The organism is Methanoculleus sp., from assembly GCF_036677455.1.
GTDB lineage: Archaea > Halobacteriota > Methanomicrobia > Methanomicrobiales > Methanoculleaceae > Methanoculleus.
This window is the reverse complement of sequence record NZ_JAVBWL010000022.1, coordinates 15,210-39,308: the sequence shown is the minus strand read 5'-3', so window position 1 is coordinate 39,308 and position 24,099 is coordinate 15,210. Positions and strand designations below refer to the sequence as shown.

Here is a 24,099-nt window from a genome sequence, read left to right as displayed (position 1 = left end):
CTCGATAAAACGCGTGATTAATGTATCACGATTGCATTACATAAATACACCGCAGAACAAAGTATGCAATGAGGAGTTTTTGATGGAGTTTATCCGGGCGTGCGACGATCTGGCGGGGGCTGTCTCTGACGCAGTGGTCGGCATGGTCGGGACGCCGGAAGCAGGAGAGTTCGTGAAGATGGGCGCGGACGGTACGCCCACGAAACTGATCGACCAGGTCGCAGAAGATATCATCGTGGACTACTTCCAGTGCCACGCATGTTGCCGGCAGGTGATCAGCGAGGAACTCGGCTGTGCCGATATGGGCGGGGAGAAGGGCACCATCTACCTCGACCCGGTCGACGGCACCTACAATGCTGTGGTCGGGATCCCTTTCTACGCCCTCTCGATAGCCTACGCAGAAGAAGGTGTCGTCCAGCAGGGATACGTCCGGAACCTTGCGACAGGCGAGACGTTTTACGCCATCAGGGGGCAGGGCGCGTTCCTCGACGGGCATCCCATCCACGTCTCGCGGACGGCCCTTCTCGAAGAGAGCGCCATGAGCATCTACGGCCGGAAGTTCGACCCGACCCGGATGTTCGAGATCGCCCGGAAGATCCGGCGGTTGCGCCTCCTCGGGGCATCGGCGCTCGAACTCTGCTACGTCGGGTGCGGCCGCCTCGACGGGTTCATCGACCTGCGAGGGACGCTCCGTGTCACCGACGCGGCGGCGGGGCTCCTGGTCTGCGAGGAGGCCGGCGGGACGGTCTCCGATCCCGAGGGGGGCGTACTCGCCTTCCCCGACGAGGTCGCCGCCGGGAGGAGCCTCGTCGTCACGAACGGCGTCATGCACAACAAGATCATCGAGTACCTGAGGTGATCCGCGCATGAAGATCGTGCTGGTATCCCGTATCGATAATGGGGACGCGCTCCGCTACACCGCGGAGCTTGCCCGGGACCTCGAGGGTATGGGCCACGACATCGCCTTCGAGGAGGGTACGGCGCGGCATATCGGGAGGAAGGGGGGCATACCGTTTGAGGACCTCGCCGGCGATCTCGTCGTGGTCGTCGGCGGCGACGGGTCGGTCCTTCTCACCGTCCGCCTGATGAAGCAGCAGGTCCCGGTCCTCGGGATCAACTGGGGTGAGGTGGGGTTCCTCACGGACCTGGAGCCCGAAGAGGCGCGCGCGTTCTTTGCCGCCCACCCGGACGGGTTCTGTGTCGAACAGCGGATGCGGATCAGCCTCACCGCAGACGGGAAGTCGTTCGGCGACGCCCTCAACGAAGGGGTCATCGTCACCGATCGGCCGGCGAAGATGCTCCGGTTCGCCGTCTACGTCGACGGGACCCCCGCAGAACGGGTCCGGGCCGACGGCCTGATCGTCTCGACCCCGACCGGGTCGACCGCCTACGCCATGAGCGCGGGAGGGCCGATCATCGACCCGCAGATCGAAGGAATCCTTCTCATTCCCCTCGCACCCTACATGCTCTCGTCACGGCCTCACGTCATCAGCACATGGAGAAATCTCGAGATCACTCTCGAGACCGAGAAACCGGCGCACCTCGTCATCGACGGGCAGAGCACGTTCGAACTCGAACGGGAGACCACGATCACGGTCAGAAGATCGGGCGAGCCCGCCCTCTTCGTCGCTACAGACAAACCCTTCTTTGAGAAGGTGAACCACAAACTCCGCAACCTCTGATCCCGTCCTACCCCAAACCGAGGCTTTATGAGCGGTGCGGGGACTATTCTCCACATAGGAGTGAGCACGATCATGGAAGACCAGATGCGCACCAGGATCCCCTATGCGGAGATCGCAGAGACGCTGAAGACGACCCTCGAACTGCGGGGCTCACCGGTCGCGGTGAAACTCGCAAAGAGCCCCGAGGGTATCCCCGAAGGGGTCGGACCGATCGAGGAGACGGTCCGCCACTGCCAGATGATCAGCAGGGCCCGCCTCGACGGCGAGATCTTCTATGCGACCGCCGAGAAGCATGTCTGCATGGGGGGCGGCTGGGCCCTCGGGCTGAAGGAACTCACGCCGAGCCTCCGTTCGGGCGAGTTCTACTACAAGCTCGGCAAGTTTGAGAGCTGGGCCGCCTGCATGCGGACCATCCAGCAGGTGCCGCACGTCCCCGAACTCGAGACCTACGCGACGGTCTACGCCCCGCTTGAGAAGGCGCCGTTTGACCCGCATGTCGTTGTCATCGTTGCAAACCCGCGGACGATGCTCAAACTCGCGCAGGCCACGCTCTACCAGCTCGGCGGACGGATAGAGTCCACGATGTCGGGGATCCAGTCGGTCTGTGCGGACGCGACCGCGCAGCCCTACCTCACCGGCAGGATCAACTACTCCCTCGGGTGCGACGGCTCGCGCCGGTTCTCCGGCATCGAGGATGGCGAACTTGTGATGGGCATCCCTGCCGAGATCCTCCCGGAGTTTGTCCGGGCGCTCACGATCGTCACCGGGGCGCCCGGGTCGGTGCGGTGAAGATCCACCGTCACCCTCTCTTTCTGGCGTACCCCTGTTGTTTGGCAGGGTACAAGGCTTATCTCCCCGGCCGGTCAACTCTTCAGCAGGTGGTCTTTTGCAGGTATCCATGAAGCTCGAGATGAAGGACCGGCCCGGACAGCTGGTCGCGGCACTCAAACCGATCTCGGCCGTCGGGGGAAACATCAAAGCGGTCATTCACCAGAGGGAGACCCCGGCGGACACGGAGACGCTGGACGTCCAGATCGTCCTGGAACTCCCCGAGGGGCGTCTCCCGCGCCTCCTCGATCTCTTCCGGGAGCAGGGTGTCAGCGTCGTGCGGATCGACGAGGAGCGGCTTCTCTACGAGTGTACGCTGATCATGATCGGTCACTTGATGCACACGGACCTCTCCGATACGGTCGACTGTATCGACCGGACCGGTTCGGCCGAGGTGACCGGGCTCTCCCTGGTCATGCCGGCGATCAACGCCCCGTCTTCGGCCCGCATCACCATCCGTTCGACCAACCGGGCGGAGATGAAGAGGGCGATCCAGATCCTGCGCGGCGTCGCGGAGCAGAAGAGTCTCCTCATCATTGAGCCCCTGGAGGGTGCATGATGCGGATCGCGCTCCTGGGACTGGGTTCCGTCGGCCGGGGCATCGCCCGGACGATCCTTGCAAAAGACCTCGATATCACCGTCACCGGCCTTGCCGACTCGCACAGCGGGATCATTGATGCCGCCGGGATCGACATTGCGGCGGTGCTTGAGAGAAAAGAGGCGGGCAGTCCCTGCGGCAGCCCGGACGTCAGCCCCGCGGACGTGGTGGCGAAGGCGGAGTACGACGTCCTGGTCGAGGTGACCCCGACGAACGTCAAGACCGCCGAACCGGCGCTGGGCTACATGCGAACGGCCCTCCGGCGGGGTAAGCACGTCGTCACCTCAAACAAAGGCCCGATCGCCGTCGCCTACCCCGAGCTCCGGGCTCTTGCGAAAGAGAACGGCGTCTTCCTGAAGTACGAGGCGACGGTCTGCGGGGCGATCCCGCTCATTCACGCGATGACCGAAGGGCTTGCCGGAAACACCATCTCCCGGCTCTCCGGCGTCTTCAACGGCACCTGCAACTACATCCTCACCCGGATGGCCGCAGAAGGCCTCACCTACGAGCAGGCCCTTGACGAGGCGCGCGAACTCGGGTACGCCGAGGCGGACCCCACCTACGACGTCGAGGGGATCGATGCGGGCGTTAAACTCGTCATCCTCGCAAACGCCGTCCTCGATATGCATGCGACGCTCGACGACGTGGAGAGAACGGGGATCACCCTTCTTACGCCTGACGCCCTCGAGCTTGCCGAGGACCAGGACTGCACCATCCGGCTCATCGGCGAGATCATCCCGGGCGCCGGGGTGCTCCGCGTCTCCCCGCGGATCATCGCGAAGGCCCACCCGCTCGTCGTCGAAGGAACGCTCAACGCCGTCACGGTGGAGGCGGACCTCGCCGGGGACCTCACGTTCATCGGGAAGGGCGCGGGTTCCATCGAGACCGCCAGTGCCGTGATCGGCGACCTCCTCGCTATCCGGGAGCGGCATGTCCAGGGTTCTTGAACGGAGAAGACAGTACCTGCGCTTGATGCGCCAGCTGACGCTTGAGAGAGGCTACTTCACGGTTGCTGACATTGGGGAGGCCTTCGATACCCCCCGGAGCACCGTTCAGGACTGGGTGAACCGCCTCATCGAGGAGGGGTGCGTCCTCCTCACGGAGGAGCAGCGGGGGCGGCACGCGGCCCGGTATGCGGCAAGCAGCGTGATGCCGGAGAGCGCCTGCCGCCGGGTCTTCACCACCGTCGACGGCAGCGAGGTCGAGATCTACCACGAGTGCATGAGCGGGGGCTGCGCCGCCTTCTGCGAGTTCCACCATGCCCGCGCCGGCGGCGCCCTGCAGTCGGTCCATCGCGACGGGACCCTGCTCCGGGAGCGGGCGCTCCTCGGCCGTCGCGACGTCGCCGTCGGGCTCGACCCGGCGCCGGCGGTCGGGATCGTCGGCGTCTTCCATGACGATGGCTACGTCCACCAGTACATCAGGTGCATCGGCGGTCCGGCCTACTCGCTCACCGATATGATGTCCTTTGCAGAAGGGGTCTATGGCGTCACCGTCCACCGCGAAGGAGCGGTGGTCGAGGGCGAGGTGATCACCCGGGCGCTCGCCTACGTCGCCATCGGGATCGACGACACCGATGTGGAGGGTGAGGGCGCGACGTTCGCCCTTGCCCTTGCCCTCCTCCAGCACCTCGCGAAACTCGACGGCGTCATGCCGATCGGCCACCGCGTGGCGATGCTCAACCCCCGGCTCGAAGGCGCGACCGCCGGAAACTCCTGCAGTTACATCGAACTCGCGGTGGAACCCGGGATAGTGCCGCAGATCGAGGAGGCGGCCGTGCGGTTCGTCGCCGGCGAGGCGGTCTCCCCCGGCTGGGGGATCGCCGTCCGGCAGGGGTTCCGGACGCCCGGTCCGCTCCGGGCTTACGGGAGGAGCGCGAGAGAGACGGTGCTCACCCGGGAAGCGGCGGAGGCGACCGCCGAACGGTTCGGCATCCGCCTCCACGGCGGCCGGGGCGTCATCGGGGCGCTCGCGGCAGTCGCGCTCATCGGGCTCCCGCACGACGTCCTCCTCGACCCCGGGCGCGACGTCTGCGCCGGGTGGGAAGCATCGACGTGAGGGCCCGTTCCTTTTATTCAATCCGTCGTTAACCGGCGGCATCCGTCCCAAAAAGTCGGACCCCGACCCCCACCCCCCTCGCGCTACCTATAAATACCCGGGTACGGCAGATACCCTCACTGAGGCGAAGCACGGTGAGAAGCGAACTTGAGGAAGAGATCGAGAGGCTCTCCTCCCTCGCCCGGGAGCGTGGTGCGGAGGCACGGCGGATAGCGGCCCGCGATGTCGTCGTTGCGGAATGGGTGCGGTTCAAGTGCCGGTTCGGGTGCAAAGGCTACGGGAAACACATGTCCTGCCCGCCGTATGCCCCCGCACTCGACGAGACCCGGCGGCTGCTCGCTGAGTATAGCACCGGTATCCTCCTCCGTTTTGAGGGCGTCCCCGGCCACCCGGACTTGAAGCCCGACGAGATCCCCCTCGACTTCCACCCGTTCTTCCGCGACCTCATCCTCTGGGTGAACTCGACGGTACACCTTCTTGAAAAGACGGCTTTCTACGACGATTTCCCGAAGGCGTTTGGGTTCGGGGGATACCCCTGCATATACTGCGAGCACCTGCACTGTGTCGCCGAGGAGCACGAAGGCGTCGTCGACGAGAGCATCCGCAGGCTCTGCCGGCACATGGACCTCGTCCGTCCGACGATGGAGGGCGCCGGGATCGACGTCTTCTCCACCGCCCGGAAGGCCGGGTGGGACCTGCACGTCATCCCGTGCAGGGACCTTGAGTACGGCAAGATCGTCCACGGCGACATTACGTCGGTCGGCCTCGTCCTCATCGAGTGACGCCCCGGCCTTCACTCGCGCCGCAGGCCCTGGATGAACTCCTCGGTCATCCGGCAGGCATCGTCGTCCCTGACCTGGACCGGCGGATGCTTCATGAAGTAGGCGGACGGAGACGTCAGCACGCCGCCGATACCCCGGTCAAGGGCGAGCCTGCAGCACCGGATCGCGTCAATGACGATCCCTGCGGAGTTGGGCGAGTCCTCGACGGAGAGGCGGAGGTCGAGGTGCATGGGGACATCCCCGAAGAGCCTCCCCTCCATCCTGAGAAAGCAGACCTTGTTGTCCTTCTGCCAGCAGACGTAATCGCTCGGACCGATGTGGATATCGTCGTCGTCGAGCGGCACCTCCAGGACCGACTGCACCGCCTCGGTCTTCGATGCCCGCTTTGAGGCGAGACGGTCCCGGTTGAGCATATTCAGAAAGTCCGTGTTGCCGCCGGTGTTGAGCTGGTAGGTCCGGTCCAGTTTCACCCCTCGCTGCCGGAAGAGGTCGGCGAGGACCCGGTGGGTGATCGTCGCGCCGAACTGGGCCTTGACGTCGTCGCCGATGATGGGGATACCCTTCTCGCGGAACCTCTCCGCCCAGGCGGGATTGCTCGCGATGAAGACCGGCATGTTGTTGACGAGACCGATGCCCGCCTCGAGAGCACACCCGGCGTAGAACCGTGCCGCCTCCTCCGACCCCACGGGGAGGTAGTTGAGCAGCATCTCGGCACCCGAGTCCTCGAGTTCCTGCACAACCTCCTTGCGTGAGGCCTCCTCCTCGTCGGCGAGGACGAACCGGTGCTCTTCGCTGTAGTCCTGCATGTGCGCGGGAAACCCGTCCAGCACCCGCCCCATCCGGACGGTCACCCCGGTTCCGGGTATCACGGGACAGAAGGCGGTGGTGCAGTTCGGGGGGGAGAAGATGGCCTCCGAGAGATCCTTCCCGACCTTCCTCGCATCGATATCGAACGCCGCGGCCACCTCGATATTGGACGGCAGGTAGCCTCCGAGGTTCCAGTGCATCAGCCCCGTTGCGGCGTCTTCGCTTTTCCCCCGGTAGTATTCGATACCCTGGAGCAGCGAACTGGCACAATTTCCAACGCCCACGATTGCAATCCTGATCGAGTCCACGACGGTCCCCCAATAGATCCGGTATGCCGGATAGCGCACTACTCTCAGACGATGCGTCCGGCACCATGTAAGACGGCACAACCCTGAAGGCAGGTATGCGTTCGACATAATACGGAGCGGGAGATATAAGGGTATGCTTCGGGAAGCGCCAGGGGCCATGCTCCGGAGAACGGGGTGGAGCGCCGGATCCCCGTCGCTGCTGCCGGTCTGGAGCGGTTGCAGGGCGGTTGCCCGGAGGGGGCCTCCCCGTTATGCCAGTAACAGGATGGCGGCGTACCCGAACGCGCCGAGAACGAAAGGCACGATCCGGCTCTGGCGCTCTTCGGGGAGTTCCTCTTTGAGCACGTTCAGGATGACGCCTCCGGCGAGGAGCGCGGTGAGGACGGCGATCCAGATCTCCGGGAGGCTCGCCAGATAGCCTGCCGCAAGGCCGCCGATGAGCGCCGCGGAGAGTGCCCAGCGCCCGATCCGGTCGTAGTCCTGGCGGTGGTCCTTGCGCAGCCCGTAATCGGTGACCAGGAAGTGGAGGGCCATTGCGACGGTATAGAAGGCGAGGCTGACGGGGCCGGGCCGGATGCGGTGGAGCAGGAGGTAGCCGATCAGGCTGTTGTAGGCGGCAAAGGATACGATGTGGAGAACAAAGACGCCCGGCCCGGTCGTCGTGCGCTCCGACTCCCGGCCCCGTGGTTGGTGTTTCTGCGACGTCCTGACGACCCGCTCAAGTCCGTAGAAGGCGACCAGGCCGGCGAGGGCTATGAGGTAGATGTGGTTCCCGATGCTTGCGAGCACCCCGCCGACGATGGATGCCCGGATAACCTCCTGGCCGGCGCCCAGTTCAGGGAGCAGGCGGACGAAGACGTACGCTACGGAGACCCCGCCGGCTACCGAGAGCCAGCGGCTCCGCGGTATGACGTCGAGGAACCGCAGCCTGCCTGCGGCCAGGTGCACGGCTGTCATGACGGCGGCGGCAAGGAGCGGGAGGACCGGGGTAGGGGTCATGCCTCCCCGTCATCGTGAGGATGAGAATAAATGTATGCTCGTGCACAAGATCCGCTCCATACCATCGAGGTGAGGTGTGAACGGCCATGACAGCCATCCCTGGCAGGGTATCCTGAAATCCATGGGCCTTGTCTTCGGGGATATCGGGACGAGCCCCATCTACACGCTCACGGTGATCTTTCTCCTGATAGAGCCCACAGCCTCGAACGTCATGGGCATCCTCTCTCTCCTTATCTGGACGCTGATCATCCTCATCACGGTGGAGTATGCGTGGCTTGCGATGAGCCTGAGCAGAAAGGGCGAAGGAGGCACCATCGTCCTCCGGGAACTCCTCACCCCCTACATCAGGTCCAGAACGGCTGCGGCTATCGTCTCCGTGATGACCATCATCGGCGTCGCCCTCCTCATCGGCGATGGGGTCATCACCCCGGCGATCAGCATCCTCTCTGCCGTGGAGGGCATCGCCCTGATCCCGGGGTTTGAGGCGACCGCGGAGAGCACGCTCATCCTGGTCGCCGCGGCCATCGCCATCGGGCTCTTTGCGGTCCAGCAGAGCGGGGCCGAGCGGGTGGCCTGGTCGTTCGGACCTATCGCAGGACTCTGGTTTCTGGCGCTTGCTGTCTCCGGTATCATTGGGATACTCTCGGCCCCGATGGTGACCCTCGCGGTAAATCCCTATCACGCCGCACGGTTTCTCCTGGTGGGGGGATGGCCCGCGTTCTTTCTCCTCTCGTCGATCATCCTGGTGGCTACCGGGGGTGAGGCCCTCTATGCGGACATGGGTCACCTGGGGAGAAAACCCATCGTCAATGCCTGGTATCTCGTCTTTGTCGCCCTGGTGCTCAACTATCTCGGCCAGGGGGCCTTCCTCCTCACCCATCCTGACGCGCACTTCATCCTCTTTGAGCTGGTCAGGAGTATATCACCCCTGATCTACGTCCCGTTTCTCGTCCTCTCCATCCTGGCCACCGTCATCGCCTCCCAGGCGATGATCAGCGGGCTCTTCTCGATCGTCTACCAGGGGATTACTACCCGGATGCTTCCGATGCTGAGGATCGATTACACGTCCGCGAAGCTCCGATCTCAGATATACATCGGCTCCGTGAACTGGCTCCTCCTCTTTGCCGTGCTGGCGGTGATGTTTCTGTTCCAGTCCTCCGCCCGGCTTGCAGCCGCGTACGGTCTCGCCGTCACGGGGACGATGACGATTACGGGCATCCTGCTCACCGCTATCCTCTTCCACAGGAGGCTGATCATCCCCGGGTTTATCGGTATTGGAGTAACCCTGGTGGACATAGCATTCCTCGTCGCTGCCACCTCCAAGATACCCGCGGGGGCCTACGTCGTCCTCCTCATCGCCTCGGTGCCGCTTGCGGTCATCCTCATCTACCGCGCCGGCCAGAACCGGGTCGCTCGCTCGTTCCGTCCTATGGATCTCTCGGCGTTCCTCGCCATGTACCGGGACCTCTATCGGGAGGCCTCAAAGATCCGGGGCACGGCGCTCTTCTTTGCGCGCGACACCCGTATGATTCCTCCCTATATCGCGCTGACGATGTTCACGAACAACATCATCTATGAGGACAACATCATCATCTCCATCATCATCCCGGACAACCCCTTCGGGGTGAAGAGCGGGTTTAAGAGGAGTCTGGCACCGGGACTCCGGGTCTTCGAGATCGAGATCGGCTACATGGAGGTTGCAGACATTAAAAAGATCCTGCAGGATGCCGGTATCCAGGAGAAGGCAATCTTTTACGGGCTTGAGGAGATCGTCACCGACAACATCGTCTGGAAGATATACGCTGCCGTAAAGCGCCTGGCCCCCTCGTTTGTCCAGTTCTACAAGTTACCTACGGACAAGATTCATGGTGTCCTCACCCGGATGGAGTTGTAGGCCCGGGTGGCAGCAGGCTACTCCGGCCTGCTGACGGCAGTCTGCCGCATCATGGGATCAACGCGGGTTCTCTTCGGACTTGCGGCTGCCCAAACGCCGGATCCTCCTGAGGGCCGTGCGAGCAAGATCCAGGAGGTTTGCGAGGTAGGTCTCCCGCGCCTCAAGCCTTCGAACGAGTACGGCCTCTTCGGAGAGGAAGAGTCCCTTGAGATGGCGTATATCCTCTTTTGGGGAGTAGAAGAGGTATATCGGGATACCTGCCAGGATGACCAGGGCTCCTGCGACCTTATCGAAGGTCGTGGTGGAGAAGAGGAGAAAGAGGCAGATGCCGATCCCGGCAAGGGGGAGGAGGTGCTGGCCGCGGAGGTTTGCGGCCCGGTCGCTCCGCAGCACGATGAGCGCAAAGCAGGTGAGCAGGAACGAGAACGCAAGGTTGAGGACGGCGAAGGATATCAGTCCCGGGAGGCTTCCTATACTGGAGAGGACGAACGCAATGACTCCCTGGACGATGAGGGCCCCGTAGGGCGTGTTGTAGCGCGGGTGGAGCCGTGCGAAGGCGCGAGGAAAGAGCCCATCGATCGCCATCGCATACGCGAGCCGTGCACTGCCGAGCATCCCCGACTCGTCCGACCCCGCCACCGAGAAGAGGGCGCCGACCGTCATGATGATCGCCCCTGCCGACCCGAAGAGGACGGTGCCGGCGACGACGAGCGGCACGGTGCTCTGGCTGAGTTCGGTCCAGTTGACGAGCCCGAAGAGGACGAAGTTCGTCGAGACATAGAAGAAGGAGACGATCAGCATCCCGGTGATGATGGCGCGGGGGATGGCCTTTCCCGGGTTCTCGATCTCGCCGGCCGGGAGCGTCCCCAGCTCGAACCCGGCGTATGCCCAGAAGACCAGGACCAGGGCATGGGCTGCGTTACCGAGACCGAGGGGGAGCAGGGGGGTGTAGTTCGCGATGACTGTCTCCGGCCGGACGATGAAGATGCCGAGCCCGGCAACGATGAGGAGGAGGAGCGGAAAGAGTTTGATGAGCGTGAGGGCATCGTTCAACTTCCCTGCGGCCCGGACGCCGACGATGTTGACGAGCGTCAGGGCCGCGACAAAGAGCGCTCTCACGACGACCTCTGCAGTCGGGGTGAGGGGGACCAGCGCCTGGAGGTAGTTCGCGAACGCTATTGCAAAGACCGGGAGGGCAAGGAGTTCGGCGATCCACATGCTCCAGCCGGTGAGAAACCCGTAGAAGTCGTCGAACGCCTCCGAGACGTAAGCAAACGGCCCGCCGACACGGGGGACGTAATAACTGCAGCAGGCAAAGACCATCGCGATCGTTGCTGCAAAGAGCCCGGCCACCACCCAGAGGACGATCGAGAACGGGCCGACCAGGCCCGCGGTGAGAGCGGATGCGATGTAGATGTCGGCACCGACGATCGCCCCGACGATGATGTTCGTCAGGTCGAACTGCGAGAGTCCCCGTTGCAATCCCATTGCAGCGGGAAGGGAGACGGTGGCGGATATAATTGTTCCGAACCGGAGCACATCCGCTGGTTTCATCCCACCTGCGAACTGCGCGATCTCCGGGCAGAGAACTTCTCTACGTGGGCTGTATCAGGCGGAAATGGTGGAGAGGATATCGGCGGCAGGGCAATAAGTCGCCGGGCTGGTCCTCGCATACCTCTGCTGCCGGCCGCGCTCCCGCGGCCGGTTCGTCGCCGATCATGTAATCTGGTCCTGGGCAGCAGTCAGATGTATCGTCTCACGCGATGGCAATACTCCTCATACTCTTTGCCAAACACTTTTTGCATATGGTTTTCTTCGGCTAGAGTGATCCGGTGATGGACGGCGGCCACGAATATCCCCAGCGCAATGACTAAAGGACTCATCGTATAGAGGGCGGATGCGAGGATTGTTGCGTAAATTCCCAGATACATCGGGTTCCTGCTGATCCTGTACAATCCCTCTACCCTGAGGTTCGCGCTCTCTCTGGCTGTTCCGAGACGGAACGAGGTTCCGAGCTCGAATCGTCCGAGAAACAGGAGCGCGAATCCGAAGAACCAGAAGAGCATCGCAATCCACCGGAGAATGGCGGGTACTGCGATCAAGGAGATCCCGATACCCCATACCTGGAGCACCATCGCGCCCCAGAGGACGAGCACCGAATATTTGCTGGCGTAGAAAAGCGTCTTGCTGATGGGAGCTTCCCCATCCTGATCAATGTTCTGGCGTTTGAAGAGCGCACCTCCGCCAAACAGAAGAATCAGGAATGCTACCGGGACGATCGTGATCAGAATAGACTCGATCATACCTATGCTCCAATCATTCACTATCTACATAACATTTTCCCGGATGGGTTTTACCCCTGGCTCTGTTAGGTCATAGGATCAGGGCATTCCGGGAGCACCTTCCTGCGCAGGAGACAAACACAGGCCGACTTTGCTGTGACCCCGCATGCAGGCAGCCGGCGTTCCTGCGACGCCCCGAGGATCCGCTCAAATCCGTAAAAGGCGGCGAGGTCGATGAAGTCTATCGGGTAGAGATTCGATCAGTGCTGTTTCGTTGTTGGCAGCATCCTGTATGCTACGATAATGCCGCTCTGCTCCAGGCAGAAGATAGTAGAGAAGGAGGATCGAACCGATCTTCGGATGCGCCGACCGGGACTCGAACCCGGGTTTAGGCGTTGGCAACGCCTAGTGATAACCACTACACTATCGGCGCACGACTGTGCTTTCGCACTGTGTGCCTTACAAAGTGGGATTTTCTGACTAATAAGCCTATCGAAGCGCGACCCGGATCGGGCGGTGCCGTCGTTGCAGGATCGTGTCCCGGGGCGGATTTTCCCGGGGCGAATCCCCGCTATGATGGCGGTTGCACCACGGTCGCGCGCCTACCGCCCCCCGTGGTCGAGCGCACTCTTGATGTTCCTGTTCGCGAGCAGCCAGAGCCCCGGTATCAGGACCAGGACGAATACTGCCAGGGCGTAGGTGACGATCTCGGCGGAGAAGAGCAGGAAGTTGAAGATGCCGTGCAGCACCATCCCGAGGACGAGCCCCCGAAGGACAATCCTCGAACGCTCTCCTGCGGGCGCAAACTTGGCCCGGCCGAGAGCATAGCCCCAGACGCCGGAGAAGAGCGCGTGCCCGGGGACCGAGAAGATCGCGCGGACGGCTATCGTGCTGAGGGCGAGCGCCGGCGACGTCACGTATGCCGCAAAGACGTAGAGGACGTTCTCGAGCGATGCGAGCCCGAGAGCGGCTGCTGCCGCGTAGACGATGCCATCCATCGGCTCATTGAACTCGGGGTTCGGGTAAGCGAACCGTCGGACGACCAGGAACTTCCCGTACTCCTCGACGATCGGCGCAATGACGGCGCCCATGATCAGCGCCGATGCGATGAAGAGGCCGAAGAACCCCTCGATGAAGGCCACGGGGAACGTGATGAGGACGCCGAGGAGGAAGATCTTCACGATCAGTGTCGCCGGTTCGGGGTTGTATTTGTCCCTGTGGTAGAAGTACCACACCCAGAAGACCCCCGGCGCCAGCGCCAGGGCAAGGATTACCAGCGGCTCAATAGCGACCATTGCTGATCGTGGTTCATGGTTTACGAGCGGAAGAGTCTTTCCCTTCCACTGGCAGCTCTGCCGACAGGCCGTGAAATGGTCGAAATTGTTCTTCTCCCGGGAGAAAAAAGGTTATTCGGGGAGAAGACGGTACTCCGGGGCGAACTTCTCAAGTACCAGCAGCCCGTAGTACCGGAAGAACGTGACGAACGGCACCGCAATCAGGAGCGCGACCGGGATGGCGATGATGAGGTAGGGGATGAGGAGGGCAAGCAGCAGCACGTAGTTAGCCACGGCTGCGGCGAGGAGGACGATCCCGATGAGCACGAACGGTATCGCGATGATCAGCATCGCGAGGATGACCAGGACTGCCTGCACGATCCCGGCGACGAGGCCGAGCACGAACCTGGTGACGATGTAGGCGACGGTCTGCCAGACGTTTCCTGAGATCATCCCGAAAAGCCGCTGCCAGCCCTCAATGACCCCGCAGTCCTCATGGATCATGATCGGGACGACGAAGTCGTGGGTCAGGAGGAAGATGATGCCGAAGAGGAGGGCTGCGACCAGGATGAACGGAATGAACAGGAGGATGAACGCAACACCGCCGCCACCCGACCCCCCGAGCCCGACGAGCATGAGGATGAACGCTATCATGGCGAGGATCAGGATCAGCGTGAGGGCTGCCTCGAAGAGGAAGAGCCGCGCCCCTTTTCCGAGCCGTTCTCCAAAGAACGGCCTGACATGAATATCACCCGTCCGGAGCATATCGACGAAGACGAACTGCATCACCGTGCCGATGATCCACCAGATGAGAGCGAGCGCAAGCACGACGAGGATGAGCACCACGACGATCGCCGTGATCCCGGGGAGGGCTCCTTCGACGCCGGGCGGGAGGTCGCCCTCTCCAAAGTTGTATCCGGAAGTGTTCGGGAGACTGACGCCCCCTCCCACAAAGAGCGCGATCAGGGCCAGGCGGAGCCAGACACCCCATCGGAAGGGCCAGAGCAGGCTTTTCGTGCGATGGAGCGCATCTTCCAGCCTGCTGAATGCATACGTCTCTTCAGCCATAGTTGTCACGGAGAACTGGATGTTTCTACCATTAATACCTTCTTTGGGCGAATCGGCCTCAACGTTCGGGTTCAAAGACCCGTGGCCGTCAATTCCCGGGAAACGGGTCTTTCAACACCTTAATCTAGTCCGTTCACCACAGTATAGAAGGAATGATCCCTCTCATGCTTGACCTGACGGGCAGGAGGGTGCTCATCTTCGGGGGAGGCGACGTCGGTGCCCGAAAGGCTGCGTATTTCTCGCATGAGGCGGAGGTGACGGTGATCAGCCGTTCGTTCTCACCGGACCTCGATGGTCTCGCGATCCGGCGGCAGGAGGCCGACCTCTCGGCCTTCCCGGATCCGGCGCTCCGGGCCCTCCTCGAGGGCGCGTTCCTCGCGGTGGCCGCGACACCTGACCCGGACCTCAACGACCGTATCGGACGGGTATGCGCCGGGTCCGGCGTCCTCTTCAACAACGCCGCAGGCGAGCCCGGGGACGTCATCATCCCCTCGGTCGTCCGGGGCGGCCGCTACCTGGTCGCGATCAGCACCCACGGGAAGAGCCCCGCCGTATCACGCTACCTCCGCATGAGGCTCCAGAAGGAGTATGCGGACCTGGACCGGATGATCGACCTGCAGGACGAGGTGCGCTCGATGCTCCGGGAGACCGAACCGGTGCAGGCAGAGCGGTCCCGCATCCTCTGGAGCATCCTTGAGGACGACGAGGTCTGGGAGGCGCTCGCCGCCGACTACGGCCGGGCACGCGCACTGGCGATCGAGAGGCACCTGCATGCCTGAACCGCTCACGATCCCGCTCGCGCTCGCGGGCGTGAACCACCACACCGCGAATATCGCCACACTCGAAGCGTTCCGGTTCCCCGACGAGGCGACGCTCCTCCGTGCGGCGCGGGAGCGGTTCAAGGGCGCCCTCCTGCTCCAGACCTGCAACCGTGTCGAGATCCTGGTGCAGGGAGACGCGCGGAGCCTTGAAGGGTTCCTGCAGGAGCAGGGCAGAGACGGCTTCGCGGTCCTCGAGGGCGAGGCTGTCCCCCGCCACCTCCTGGAACTGGCCGCGGGCATCGACTCCCTGGTCGTCGGCGAGGACCAGATCCTCGGCCAGCTCAAGCGAGCCCTCGCGACCGCAGAGGAGGCGGGGGCCGCAAGCAACGTCATCTCGCTCTGCGTCAACAAAGCGGTGCACGTGGGGGTCAGGGTCCGGCGCCAGACACAGATCAACCGGGGCGCGGTCTCCGTCGGTTCTGCAGCAGTGACGCTTGCAGAGAAACTCCTCGGCACCCTCGGCGACCGGCACATCCTGGTCGTCGGGAGCGGGGAGATGGGAGTCCTGGTGACGCAGGCGCTCGCCGCGAAAGGCCTCACGGCCATCTACGTCGCGAACAGGACCTACGAGCATGCCGTGATGCTTGCAGAGAAGATCGGGGGGCGGGCGGTCAACTTCAAGGACCTCTACCGCTACATTGCGCTCTCAGACGTCGTCATCTCCTGCACCGCGGCGCCGCACCCGGTCATCCGGGAGGAGGATATCCGGAAGGTGATGGAGGAACGGCTCTGGCCGCTCGACCCGCACCCCCGCCACCTGATCCTCATCGACATCGCCCAGCCCCGCGACGTCGAGGAGGGGGTGCGGTCCATAGAAGGCGTGCACCTCTTCACCATCGACGACCTCAAAAGCGTCAACGACGCCGCGATGGACTCCCGGAGGAACGAAGCGGACCGGGCACGAGGGATCATCGACGAGGAGGTCGACCACTTCATCCGGCTCCTCCGGCGGACCGCGGCCGACGAGACGCTCGCTCTCCTCTACACCTGGGCGGAGTCGATCCGGGCGCGTGAGCGCGACCGGGCGCTCGCCCGCCTGGGGCCGGGGGACGACCACACGGCGGAGGTCATCGACGACCTGACGCGGGCGCTCACGAAGAAGCTCCTCGCAGATGCGACCGCATCTATACGGGCGTGTGCGGAGTGCGGCGATATGGCAAGAGCAGAGGCCCTGATAAGGGCGATCACCCGGGGAGAACCATGTTTCCAGAACGACGAATGAGACGGATACGGAGGCGGATCATCCAGCCGCTCCTCCGCGAGACTGAACTTCGGAAGACCGACCTTGTCGCGCCGGTCTTCGTGGATGAATCGATCAGCGCACCGCTTCCGATTGCATCGATGCCGGGGCAGTTCCGGCACCCGTTAGACGGCGTCGCCGACTACTGCGAACGCCTCGGGAAGGCCGGCATCCGGGCGTTCCTCCTCTTCGGGATCCCGGCCGCGAAAGACGGCGAGGCGACCGGGGCATACGCAGAGGGCGGCGTCGTCCAGCGGGCTGTCCGGAGCATCAAGGAGCGATTGCCGGAGATGGTCGTCATGACCGACGTCTGCGCCTGCGAGTACACCGACCACGGCCACTGCGGCATTGTTGGAGAGACCGCCGACGGCCCCGACCTCTTAAACGACCCCTCGCTCGAACTGATGGCGCAAATAGCCGTCTCCCACGCAGAGAGCGGCGCCGATATCGTCGCGCCGTCGTGCATGCTCGACGGGATGGTGCGGGCGATCCGGCAGGCTCTCGATGCCGCCGGATACCAGGACGTCCTGATCGTCTCCTACTCCTCGAAGTTCGCGAGCGCTCTCTACGGGCCGTTCCGCGACGCGGCGGACTCGGGATTCTCGTTTGGGGACCGGACGACCTACCAGATCAACCCGGGCAACGCCCGGGAGGCGGTGATGGAGTCGGAGCTCGACGCGGCCGAAGGGGCCGATATGCTGATGGTCAAGCCGGCCGGGATCTACCTCGACATCCTTGCAGCCGTGGCGGACCTCGGCCTGCCGGTCGCGGCCTACCAGGTCAGCGGGGAGTACGCGATGATCAAGGCGGCCGCCGAGCGCGGGTGGCTGAACGAGCGGGCCGTTGCCCTCGAGAGCCTCACCGCCATCAAGCGGGCCGGGGCCGACCTGATCATCACCTACTTTGCCGAAGACGCAGCGAGGTGGCTCGATGAAGAGCAGTGACCTTTTCGCTCGCGCAAAGACCCTGATGCCGGGCGGCGTCAGCAGCCCCGTCCGGGCGATCAAACCCTACCCATTCTATGTCGAGCGCGCCGCAGGATCGCATCTTTCGACCGTCGACGGTTCCGACCTCATCGACTGCTGCCTCGGCTACGGCCCCCTCATCCTCGGCCACGCGCACCCGGAAGTCCGGGAGGCGATCGAACGGCAGCTCGAGAAGGGGTGGCTCTACGGGACGCCGACGCCGCTTGAACTCGACCTCGCGGTGATGATCACCGGCGACCATCCGGCGGTCGATATGGTCAGGTTCGTCTCGTCGGGATCTGAGGCGACGATGGCCGCGATCCGGCTCGCCCGCGGCTACACCGGAAAGCAGGACATCATCAAGGTCGAGGGCGGGTTCCACGGCGCCCACGACGCGGTCCTGGTGAAGGCCGGGTCGGGGGCGACCACCCTCGGGGTTCCCGACTCCGCGGGCGTCCTCGCGGACCTCGTGGCGCATACCCGGCAGGTCCCCTACAACGATCCCGAAGCGCTCGAGACGCTTCTTGCCGAAAACGACGACGTCGCCGCGTTCATCCTCGAACCGATCATGGGCAACATCGGCCCGGTCCTCCCCGACGACGGCTACCTCGCCGACGTCCGGGAGATCACCGCCGCCCACGACGTCCTCCTCATCCTCGACGAGGTGATCACCGGCTACCGGGTCGGGATCGGCGGCGCGGAGGTGCTCTACGGGGTGAAACCGGACCTCGCCACGTTCGGCAAGATCATCGGCGGCGGCCTCCCCATCGGGGCGTTCGGGGGACGGCGCGATATCATGGAACTGGTCGCCCCCTCGGGGCCGGTCTACCAGGCGGGGACGTTCAGCGGCAACCCGGCGAGCCTCGCGGCGGGGTATGCGGCGCTTCGCCACCTCCACGAGCACCCGGAGGTCTACCGGCGGCTCGACGAGGCCACGCGGGCCATCGGGGAGGTCGCCGCGGACGCGGGCAGAGGAACATTCGTCAGGATAGGCTCGCTCTTCAAGCACTTCTTCCGGGACTCGGCCCCGCGGAACTACCGGGAGGTCAAGGAGTGCGACACGGCGGCGTTTTCGCGGTTCTGGAAGGCGATGCTCGATCACGGGGTCTTCTTCCCGCCGTCGCAGTTCGAGACGAACTTCCTCTCCGCTGCGCACACGGAATCGGATATCAGACAGATAATGGACGCATACGAATCATGTCTCTTCGCATAGGCACACGGGGAAGCGCGCTTGCGCTTGCGCAGACGAACAAGGTGGTCGGCATGCTTGCCGACCGTGGTATCGAGGCCGAGATCGTCACGATCGCGACCGAGGGCGATGCCGCGACGAACGTCCCGCTCCACGCCATCGGGGGGCAGGGGGTCTTTGTGCGGGCGCTCGACGACGCGATCCTCCGCGGCGAGATCGACGCCGCGGTACACAGCATGAAGGATATCCCCGCGGAGCGGCCGGCAGGGCTTGTCTGCTCCGCGGTGCTTGAGCGCGACTCTCCCGCCGACTTCCTTGCACACGAGGGCCCCCTTGATGTGGTCCGCGTCGTCGGGTCGTCGAGCACCCGGCGCCGCGCCCAACTCCTCCGCGACGACCCCACATTATCGGTGAAGCAACTCCGGGGGAACGTCGATACCCGGATACGGAAACTCCGCGAGGGAGAGTACGACGCCATCGTGCTCGCCGAAGCGGGACTCCAGCGCCTCGGGCTCACGCTCCCGGGTGAGCCCCTCCCCACGGACCGGTTCGTCCCGTCCCCGAACCAGGGGACCGTCGCGGTCGTCTGCCGCGACGATCCGGCCGTCACCGGTCCCCTCGCCACCCTCGACCATGCGCCGACCCGCCTCGACGTGGAGATCGAGCGGGCCGTCATGGAGGAGGTCGGCGGCGGGTGCTTCACCCCGCAGGGGATCTACTGCCGGGGCGGCGACCTGATTGCCGAGGTGCTTGCGCTCGACGGCTCCCGGTGGGAGCGGATCGAGCGGCGGATCGCGACCGTCGACGAAGCCCGGGAGTGCGGGCAGGGACTGCGCAGGCAGGCGGGCGGCCTTATTCGGGAGGCCTACGCGGCCCTCGGGGTGAAACCATGATGGGAAAAGCATATCTTGTCGGGTCCGGCCCGGGCGGGCTCGGCCTCATGACGATACGGGCCCGCGAGGTGATCGACTCGGCGGACGTGGTCCTCTACGACCAGCTCCCCGGCGAGGAGATCCTTGCGACGCTCCCGGAGAGCGCCGAGCGGATCGACTGCGGGAAGTACGGCGGCAGCCACACCCTCGAGCAGCACGAGATCGAGGCGTTGATGGTCGAGCGGGTGAAGGCGGGCAAGACCGTCGTGCGCCTCAAGGGCGGCGACCCCTTCCTCTTCGGCCGCGGCGGGGAGGAGATCGAGACGCTCCGGGAACACGGGATCTCCGTCGAGGTGGTGCCGGGGGTGACGAGCGCCATCGCCGTCCCGGAGATGGTCGGGATCCCCGTTACCCACCGGCGCTACGCGTCTCAGGTGACGTTCATCACCGGCCACGAGGACCCGACGAAGCCTGAGTCCGCCCTCGACTGGGAGGTCCTCGCACGCCTGAAGGGGACCCTCGTCATCCTGATGGGGGTCAAGAACCTCCCGGCCATCGCGGCGGCCCTCACGGCGCACGGGAAAGACCCCGCGACCCCGGTCGCAATCATCGAGCGGGGGCTCCGGCCCGACCAGCGGGTGACGGTCGGGACCCTCGCCGATATCGCCGAAAAAGCCCGCGCCGCAGGTGTCCGGCCCCCGGCGGTGATCGTCATCGGGGGCGTGGTGGAGTTGTACGTTGGGGGCGAGGGGCAGGCGACCCCCTGAGATAGTCTCTCTCAGGTAGAGTCCCGTAGTTGGCGTGGGAATATCGCCCTTGGGAGAGGCGGCTCGCCCCTCGCCTGTCTCCATCGCGTAAAACTCTCTCCATTCGTAGCCCCCACCCCCGGGGGCGGGGCAGTGCCCGGGTGTTGCCGGAGAGGAAGCCATGTTCGGGGAGGGGAACCAGAATTACGCCCTTTCCAGTGTGTCCCCATGCTGTGGACCGTGAAGGTATCGCCACTGGGGAGGGGCTGACGGGGAGGGGGGAGCATCCCCCCTCCCCTGTCTCTACCTATCCAAGGGTATCTGTAACCCCCACCCCGCCCGGCCTTCGGCCTCCTCAGTCGCACCTAACGGTGCTCATGCTCCGGACTCGAAGCCTGATGGCTTCTCAAGCTCCTGCCGTTCCGGCAGTCGCACCCATCGGCCCGTCGCACCCCGCCCCTTGGGGCGGGGGCAGTGCGTGGCGATATCCATCAGAAATCCGTGTCAGGGTCCGTTTGGCCGATAGGATACGGGTTTCTGAAGGGTGTTTAATGGAAGCGTTCTCAAACGTGAGATGTCACTCGCTCCTGTTGTGCAGAAATCTCTTCTACCTATCTGCACCACCTCCCCGCCCAACCGGAATCCTCTTCTCCCCCTGCGCGTGTACTCTCCTACGAGGATTACCATGCGGAGTGAGACGGTAAAGAAAGGCTACCAGCGTGCCCCGAACCGGGCGCTGCTCAGGTCGCTCGGCGTGACCGACCGGGAGATGGATCAGCCCTTCATCGGGATAGCAAACGCGTATAACACGATCGTCCCCGGGCACATCCACCTCCGGTCCCTCTCGCAGAAGGTGCAGGAGGGTGTCGCGGCCGCGGGCGGCGTGGCGTTTGAGTTCGGGACCATTGGGATCTGCGACGGGATCGCGATGGGCCACGAGGGGATGCGCTACTCGCTGCCCTCACGGGAGAACATCGCCGACGCCGTTGAACTGATGGCCGAAGCGCACCGGTTCGACGGCCTGGTCTGCATCGGCACCTGCGACAAGATCGTCCCCGGGATGCTCATGGCGGCGGTGCGGTGCAACATCCCGACGATCGTCGTTACCGGCGGTCCGATGCTCCCCGGCTACGCGGCGGGCCGCGAACTCTCCCTGATCGACATCTTCGAGGGCGTGGGCCGCGTCGCCGCCGGGACGATGAGCGAAGACGAACTCGGGGAACTCGAGTGCGCGGCGATGCCCGGGTGCGGCAGCTGCCAGGGGCTGTATACCGCAAACACCATGGCGTGCGTGACCGAGGCGCTCGGCCTCTCCCTCCCGGGATGTGCGGCCATCCCCGCGGTCGATGCGGCGAAACTCCGTATCGCCCGGGAGAGCGGGGAGCGGGCGGTCGGCATCGCCCGGGAGAGCATCCGCCCGCGGGAGATCGTCACCGAGAAAAGCCTTGCAAACGCGATACGGGTGGACATGGCGCTCGGGGGGTCGTCGAACACGGTCCTCCACCTGATGGCCGTCGCCCGGGAGGCCGGGGTTTCCCTTGACCTTGAGACCTTCAACGCCGTCGCCGAGGCGACTCCCCACATCTGCCACATGCAACCCGGCGGCCCGCACTCGATGCTCGCCCTCTACCGGGCCGGAGGCATCCCTGCGGTCCTCGCGATGCTCGAACGCTATCTCGACGACGCACCGACGATCTCGGGCCGGTCGATCCTTGAGATTGCAAAGAACGCCCGGGTCGCCGACCCCGACGTCATCCGGACGGCCGAAGCCCCCGTCAGCCCTGCCGGCGGCCTGAAGATCGTGCGGGGAACGCTCGCCCCCGACGGCGCCGTCGTCAAGTGCGCCGCCGTCCCGGAAGCGATGTGGCGGCACCAGGGCCCGGCACGGGTCTTTGACGGCGAAGCGGCGGCGATGGAGGCGATCCTTCACCGCGAGATCGCGGAGGGCGACGTCGTCGTGATCCGCTACGAAGGGCCCCGGGGAGGCCCCGGGATGCCCGAGATGCTCTCGCCGACATCCGCGCTGATGGGCCTCGGCTACGCCCGGGTCGCCCTGGTGACCGACGGGCGCTTCTCGGGCGGCACCCGGGGGCCGTGCATCGGCCACATCGCCCCCGAGGCCGCGGTCGGCGGGCCGATCGCGCTCGTGGAGGACGGCGACGAGATTGCGATCGATCTCTACGCAAAGAGCCTCGACCTCCTGGTCGATGCTGAGACTCTGGAAGCGCGACGCCTGGCCTGGAAGCCGCCGCACCGCCGCCTCACCGGCGTGCTCGCCCGCTATGCCGCGACGGTCGAGCAGGCGAACCTCGGCGCCGTCCAGAGGTAACCTCTTTTTTCAGCGGGGATCCCGCATCCGATCGGGCTCAAAATTTCTGTTGGTTTTGCTAAATAGTGCGATCTGACAGAGATTTCCTTTCTTCTCCGGGGGGAGCGCATATACCTCGGTGGCATTGCGACTCGATGGGTGATAATTCGTTATAAACAATTTAGGTTTGTCAACCACGTACCACCCAGTGCTGTGGTACATGCAGTCCCCTGTACTCCAATCCGGGCGCTGATGTCCAGGGCCGATCCCGCCTTTCGGACACTTTCCGGGCCCGGATTCCACCTGTCAATTCCGGTCCTGCAACGCACCTCTCACCGCGACTTCCAGCCATATACCTTTTTTAAGGCCAAGATGCAACCCATTTTTCAGAGGCGCAACCGTCAGGGACGGCCGCCCACATCGTCTATGGAGTATAATGGATGATAGATAAGTTTCTTGAGGGTAACAAGCGATTCCTGGAAGAAGATTTTGCAAAAGCCCCTGAACACTACGGCCCGCTGGCTTCAAGCCAACATCCTGTGGTCCTCTGGATCGGGTGCTCTGACTCGCGCGTTGACCCTGAACGTATCACCGGTTCTCAGGCCGGTGAGATCTTTGTGCAGCGCAACATCGGCAACATCGTCCCGGTCCATGACTGGAACTTTGCGACTGTACTCGAGTACGCGGTCAACCACCTCAAGGTCGGAGATATCGTCGTCTGTGGACACTCGGACTGCGGCGCCATAAAGGGCCTCGACCACGAGAGCACGGATGCGTACATTCCGCTCTGGCTCAACAACGCGATGGAGGCGAAACGCCGTGTCGATGGCAGGATGCCGGTGCCACAAAGCCCCGAGGAAGAGAAGACCCGGCGGCGGCTCATCGAGATCGAGAACGTCGGCCTGCAGCTTGAGCACCTCCGCACCTATCCACCGGTCAAGGCTGCGGAAAAAGATGGACGGGTCCGGCTTCACGGCCTGTACTTCGACCTCGCGACCGGAGAGTTGAAGAAGATCTTCTAAGATTCTTCAAGAGCATACTCAATCTCTTCTTTTATCAGGTCGAACGAGACCCTTCCGATAGATGTAAGCCGCCCGTTGACGAGGACGATCGGGATAGGCGGGTGGCGTTCCTCGATGAGCTTCCTGATGTGGTCGGGCATCGCATCGTCAAGCAGGGTCGTCTTCACCTCGACCCTATCGCCATACAGGTCGAGGAGTTCGTCGCGCAGGGCGCCGATGGCGTCCATAAGGCTATTCGATGGGTAACAGGTCTCGAGGCCGCAGGATCGCGTCTCGTCGCAGGGGAACGGGCCGCATTCGGACTCCATAAACCCGGCAATTTCAACAGTCACTTCTGCCATGTATCATCGGTGGGA

The 24,099-nt window shown here is 64.0% G+C and carries 23 protein-coding genes and 1 tRNA gene; 16 read left to right on the top strand and 8 right to left on the bottom strand.

The features are described from left to right. The first annotated feature begins 82 nt into the window (after positions 1-82). From V6K60_RS05480 to V6K60_RS05450, 7 genes are all read left to right on the top strand, one after another. Positions 83-859 carry a bifunctional fructose-bisphosphatase/inositol-phosphate phosphatase gene (locus V6K60_RS05480; protein WP_332449507.1) on the top strand — a complete coding sequence of 259 codons (777 nt, stop codon included), beginning with the start codon at positions 83-85 and terminating at the stop codon, positions 857-859. 7 nt (positions 860-866) lie between these two features. Next, positions 867-1,682 (top strand): NAD(+)/NADH kinase, encoded by an 816-nt coding sequence (locus V6K60_RS05475; protein ID WP_332449506.1) that lies wholly within the window; start codon positions 867-869, stop codon positions 1,680-1,682. Positions 1,683-1,754: 72 nt separating this feature from the next. After that, positions 1,755-2,471, top strand: coding sequence for a DUF169 domain-containing protein (locus V6K60_RS05470; RefSeq protein ID WP_332449544.1), 717 nt, complete (start codon positions 1,755-1,757; stop codon positions 2,469-2,471). A 109-nt stretch (positions 2,472-2,580) separates the two neighbouring features. Next, positions 2,581-3,069, top strand: coding sequence for an amino acid-binding protein (locus tag V6K60_RS05465; protein ID WP_332449505.1), 489 nt, complete (start codon positions 2,581-2,583; stop codon positions 3,067-3,069). Beyond that, positions 3,069-4,055 carry a homoserine dehydrogenase gene (locus tag V6K60_RS05460; protein ID WP_332449543.1) on the top strand — a complete coding sequence of 329 codons (987 nt, stop codon included), beginning with the start codon at positions 3,069-3,071 and terminating at the stop codon, positions 4,053-4,055. The genes V6K60_RS05465 and V6K60_RS05460 overlap by 1 nt, the downstream gene beginning before the upstream one ends. Next, on the top strand, positions 4,039-5,166 hold the full coding sequence (locus V6K60_RS05455; RefSeq protein ID WP_332449504.1) for a helix-turn-helix domain-containing protein: 1,128 nt from the start codon (positions 4,039-4,041) through the stop codon (positions 5,164-5,166). The genes V6K60_RS05460 and V6K60_RS05455 overlap by 17 nt, the downstream gene beginning before the upstream one ends. Before the next feature lie 134 nt (positions 5,167-5,300). Continuing rightward, on the top strand, positions 5,301-5,948 hold the full coding sequence (locus V6K60_RS05450; protein WP_332449503.1) for a DUF2284 domain-containing protein: 648 nt from the start codon (positions 5,301-5,303) through the stop codon (positions 5,946-5,948). Between the two features lie 11 nt (positions 5,949-5,959). Here V6K60_RS05450 and V6K60_RS05445 read toward each other — a convergent pair whose 3' ends face one another. Then, on the bottom strand, positions 5,960-7,102 hold the full coding sequence (locus V6K60_RS05445; protein WP_332449502.1) for an inositol-3-phosphate synthase: 1,143 nt from the start codon (positions 7,100-7,102) through the stop codon (positions 5,960-5,962). Between the two features lie 210 nt (positions 7,103-7,312). Continuing rightward, positions 7,313-8,062, bottom strand: a complete 750-nt coding sequence (locus V6K60_RS05440; protein ID WP_332449501.1) for a hypothetical protein — start codon at positions 8,060-8,062, stop codon at positions 7,313-7,315. 76 nt (positions 8,063-8,138) lie between these two features. Here V6K60_RS05440 and V6K60_RS05435 point away from each other — a divergent pair, with 76 nt between their 5' ends. Further along, positions 8,139-9,956, top strand: coding sequence for a KUP/HAK/KT family potassium transporter (locus V6K60_RS05435; RefSeq protein WP_332449500.1), 1,818 nt, complete (start codon positions 8,139-8,141; stop codon positions 9,954-9,956). 57 nt (positions 9,957-10,013) lie between these two features. Here the strand turns inward: V6K60_RS05435 and V6K60_RS05430 are convergent, their stop codons facing one another. The 5 genes from V6K60_RS05430 to V6K60_RS05410 all read right to left on the bottom strand — a co-directional run bounded on the left by V6K60_RS05430 (position 10,014) and on the right by V6K60_RS05410 (position 14,580). Then, positions 10,014-11,444 (bottom strand): amino acid permease, encoded by a 1,431-nt coding sequence (locus V6K60_RS05430; protein ID WP_332449499.1) that lies wholly within the window; start codon positions 11,442-11,444, stop codon positions 10,014-10,016. 254 nt (positions 11,445-11,698) lie between these two features. Then, on the bottom strand, positions 11,699-12,259 hold the full coding sequence (locus tag V6K60_RS05425) for a methyltransferase family protein (protein WP_332449498.1): 561 nt from the start codon (positions 12,257-12,259) through the stop codon (positions 11,699-11,701). Between the two features lie 340 nt (positions 12,260-12,599). Then, positions 12,600-12,671 (bottom strand) — tRNA-Gly (locus V6K60_RS05420). 169 nt (positions 12,672-12,840) lie between these two features. Continuing rightward, a complete protein-coding gene (locus tag V6K60_RS05415) occupies positions 12,841-13,533 on the bottom strand; it encodes a PrsW family intramembrane metalloprotease (protein WP_332449497.1) in 693 nt (230 codons plus the stop codon). Positions 13,534-13,644: 111 nt separating this feature from the next. After that, positions 13,645-14,580, bottom strand: coding sequence for a DUF7544 domain-containing protein (locus tag V6K60_RS05410; protein ID WP_332449496.1), 936 nt, complete (start codon positions 14,578-14,580; stop codon positions 13,645-13,647). Between the two features lie 152 nt (positions 14,581-14,732). On the opposite strand from V6K60_RS05410, the gene V6K60_RS05405 reads away from it, so the two are divergent. From V6K60_RS05405 to V6K60_RS05370, 8 genes are all read left to right on the top strand, one after another. Then, positions 14,733-15,359: a precorrin-2 dehydrogenase/sirohydrochlorin ferrochelatase family protein gene (locus V6K60_RS05405; protein ID WP_332449495.1), complete on the top strand. Its 627-nt coding sequence runs from the start codon at positions 14,733-14,735 to the stop codon at positions 15,357-15,359. Next, positions 15,352-16,623 carry a glutamyl-tRNA reductase gene (gene hemA, locus V6K60_RS05400; RefSeq protein WP_332449494.1) on the top strand — a complete coding sequence of 424 codons (1,272 nt, stop codon included), beginning with the start codon at positions 15,352-15,354 and terminating at the stop codon, positions 16,621-16,623. Before V6K60_RS05405 ends, hemA begins: the two co-directional genes overlap by 8 nt. Next, on the top strand, positions 16,602-17,585 hold the full coding sequence (gene hemB / locus V6K60_RS05395) for a porphobilinogen synthase (protein WP_332449493.1): 984 nt from the start codon (positions 16,602-16,604) through the stop codon (positions 17,583-17,585). Before hemA ends, hemB begins: the two co-directional genes overlap by 22 nt. Next, positions 17,572-18,819: a glutamate-1-semialdehyde 2,1-aminomutase gene (gene hemL / locus V6K60_RS05390; RefSeq protein WP_332449492.1), complete on the top strand. Its 1,248-nt coding sequence runs from the start codon at positions 17,572-17,574 to the stop codon at positions 18,817-18,819. Before hemB ends, hemL begins: the two co-directional genes overlap by 14 nt. Further along, positions 18,804-19,688, top strand: coding sequence for a hydroxymethylbilane synthase (hemC, locus tag V6K60_RS05385; protein WP_332449491.1), 885 nt, complete (start codon positions 18,804-18,806; stop codon positions 19,686-19,688). Before hemL ends, hemC begins: the two co-directional genes overlap by 16 nt. Beyond that, entirely contained in the window at positions 19,685-20,434 is a 750-nt protein-coding gene (gene cobA, locus V6K60_RS05380) for a uroporphyrinogen-III C-methyltransferase (protein WP_332449490.1), read from the top strand. Before hemC ends, cobA begins: the two co-directional genes overlap by 4 nt. Positions 20,435-21,098: 664 nt before the next feature. Next, a complete protein-coding gene (gene ilvD, locus V6K60_RS05375; RefSeq protein ID WP_332449489.1) occupies positions 21,099-22,742 on the top strand; it encodes a dihydroxy-acid dehydratase in 1,644 nt (547 codons plus the stop codon). 419 nt (positions 22,743-23,161) lie between these two features. Next, positions 23,162-23,743, top strand: coding sequence for a carbonic anhydrase (locus tag V6K60_RS05370; protein ID WP_332449488.1), 582 nt, complete (start codon positions 23,162-23,164; stop codon positions 23,741-23,743). Here V6K60_RS05370 and V6K60_RS05365 read toward each other — a convergent pair. After that, positions 23,740-24,084, bottom strand: a complete 345-nt coding sequence (locus V6K60_RS05365; protein ID WP_332449487.1) for a hypothetical protein — start codon at positions 24,082-24,084, stop codon at positions 23,740-23,742. The two genes, V6K60_RS05370 and V6K60_RS05365, sit on opposite strands and share 4 nt — an antisense overlap. Positions 24,085-24,099 lie beyond the last annotated feature (15 nt).

Coding starts and splice junctions, on each gene's coding strand:
- V6K60_RS05370 (WP_332449488.1), top strand. CDS start 23,162: ATGATAGATAAGTTTCTTGAGGGTAACAAGCGATTCCTGGAAGAAGAT.
- hemB (WP_332449493.1), top strand. CDS start 16,602: ATGTTTCCAGAACGACGAATGAGACGGATACGGAGGCGGATCATCCAG.
- V6K60_RS05440 (WP_332449501.1), bottom strand. CDS start 8,062: ATGACCCCTACCCCGGTCCTCCCGCTCCTTGCCGCCGCCGTCATGACA.
- V6K60_RS05365 (WP_332449487.1), bottom strand. CDS start 24,084: ATGGCAGAAGTGACTGTTGAAATTGCCGGGTTTATGGAGTCCGAATGC.
- ilvD (WP_332449489.1), top strand. CDS start 21,099: ATGCGGAGTGAGACGGTAAAGAAAGGCTACCAGCGTGCCCCGAACCGG.
- V6K60_RS05430 (WP_332449499.1), bottom strand. CDS start 11,444: ATGGGATTGCAACGGGGACTCTCGCAGTTCGACCTGACGAACATCATC.
- V6K60_RS05455 (WP_332449504.1), top strand. CDS start 4,039: ATGTCCAGGGTTCTTGAACGGAGAAGACAGTACCTGCGCTTGATGCGC.
- V6K60_RS05460 (WP_332449543.1), top strand. CDS start 3,069: ATGCGGATCGCGCTCCTGGGACTGGGTTCCGTCGGCCGGGGCATCGCC.
- cobA (WP_332449490.1), top strand. CDS start 19,685: ATGATGGGAAAAGCATATCTTGTCGGGTCCGGCCCGGGCGGGCTCGGC.
- hemL (WP_332449492.1), top strand. CDS start 17,572: ATGAAGAGCAGTGACCTTTTCGCTCGCGCAAAGACCCTGATGCCGGGC.
- V6K60_RS05425 (WP_332449498.1), bottom strand. CDS start 12,259: ATGATCGAGTCTATTCTGATCACGATCGTCCCGGTAGCATTCCTGATT.
- hemA (WP_332449494.1), top strand. CDS start 15,352: ATGCCTGAACCGCTCACGATCCCGCTCGCGCTCGCGGGCGTGAACCAC.
- V6K60_RS05470 (WP_332449544.1), top strand. CDS start 1,755: ATGGAAGACCAGATGCGCACCAGGATCCCCTATGCGGAGATCGCAGAG.
- V6K60_RS05465 (WP_332449505.1), top strand. CDS start 2,581: ATGAAGCTCGAGATGAAGGACCGGCCCGGACAGCTGGTCGCGGCACTC.
- V6K60_RS05480 (WP_332449507.1), top strand. CDS start 83: ATGGAGTTTATCCGGGCGTGCGACGATCTGGCGGGGGCTGTCTCTGAC.
- hemC (WP_332449491.1), top strand. CDS start 18,804: ATGTCTCTTCGCATAGGCACACGGGGAAGCGCGCTTGCGCTTGCGCAG.
- V6K60_RS05475 (WP_332449506.1), top strand. CDS start 867: ATGAAGATCGTGCTGGTATCCCGTATCGATAATGGGGACGCGCTCCGC.
- V6K60_RS05415 (WP_332449497.1), bottom strand. CDS start 13,533: ATGGTCGCTATTGAGCCGCTGGTAATCCTTGCCCTGGCGCTGGCGCCG.
- V6K60_RS05410 (WP_332449496.1), bottom strand. CDS start 14,580: ATGGCTGAAGAGACGTATGCATTCAGCAGGCTGGAAGATGCGCTCCAT.
- V6K60_RS05405 (WP_332449495.1), top strand. CDS start 14,733: ATGATCCCTCTCATGCTTGACCTGACGGGCAGGAGGGTGCTCATCTTC.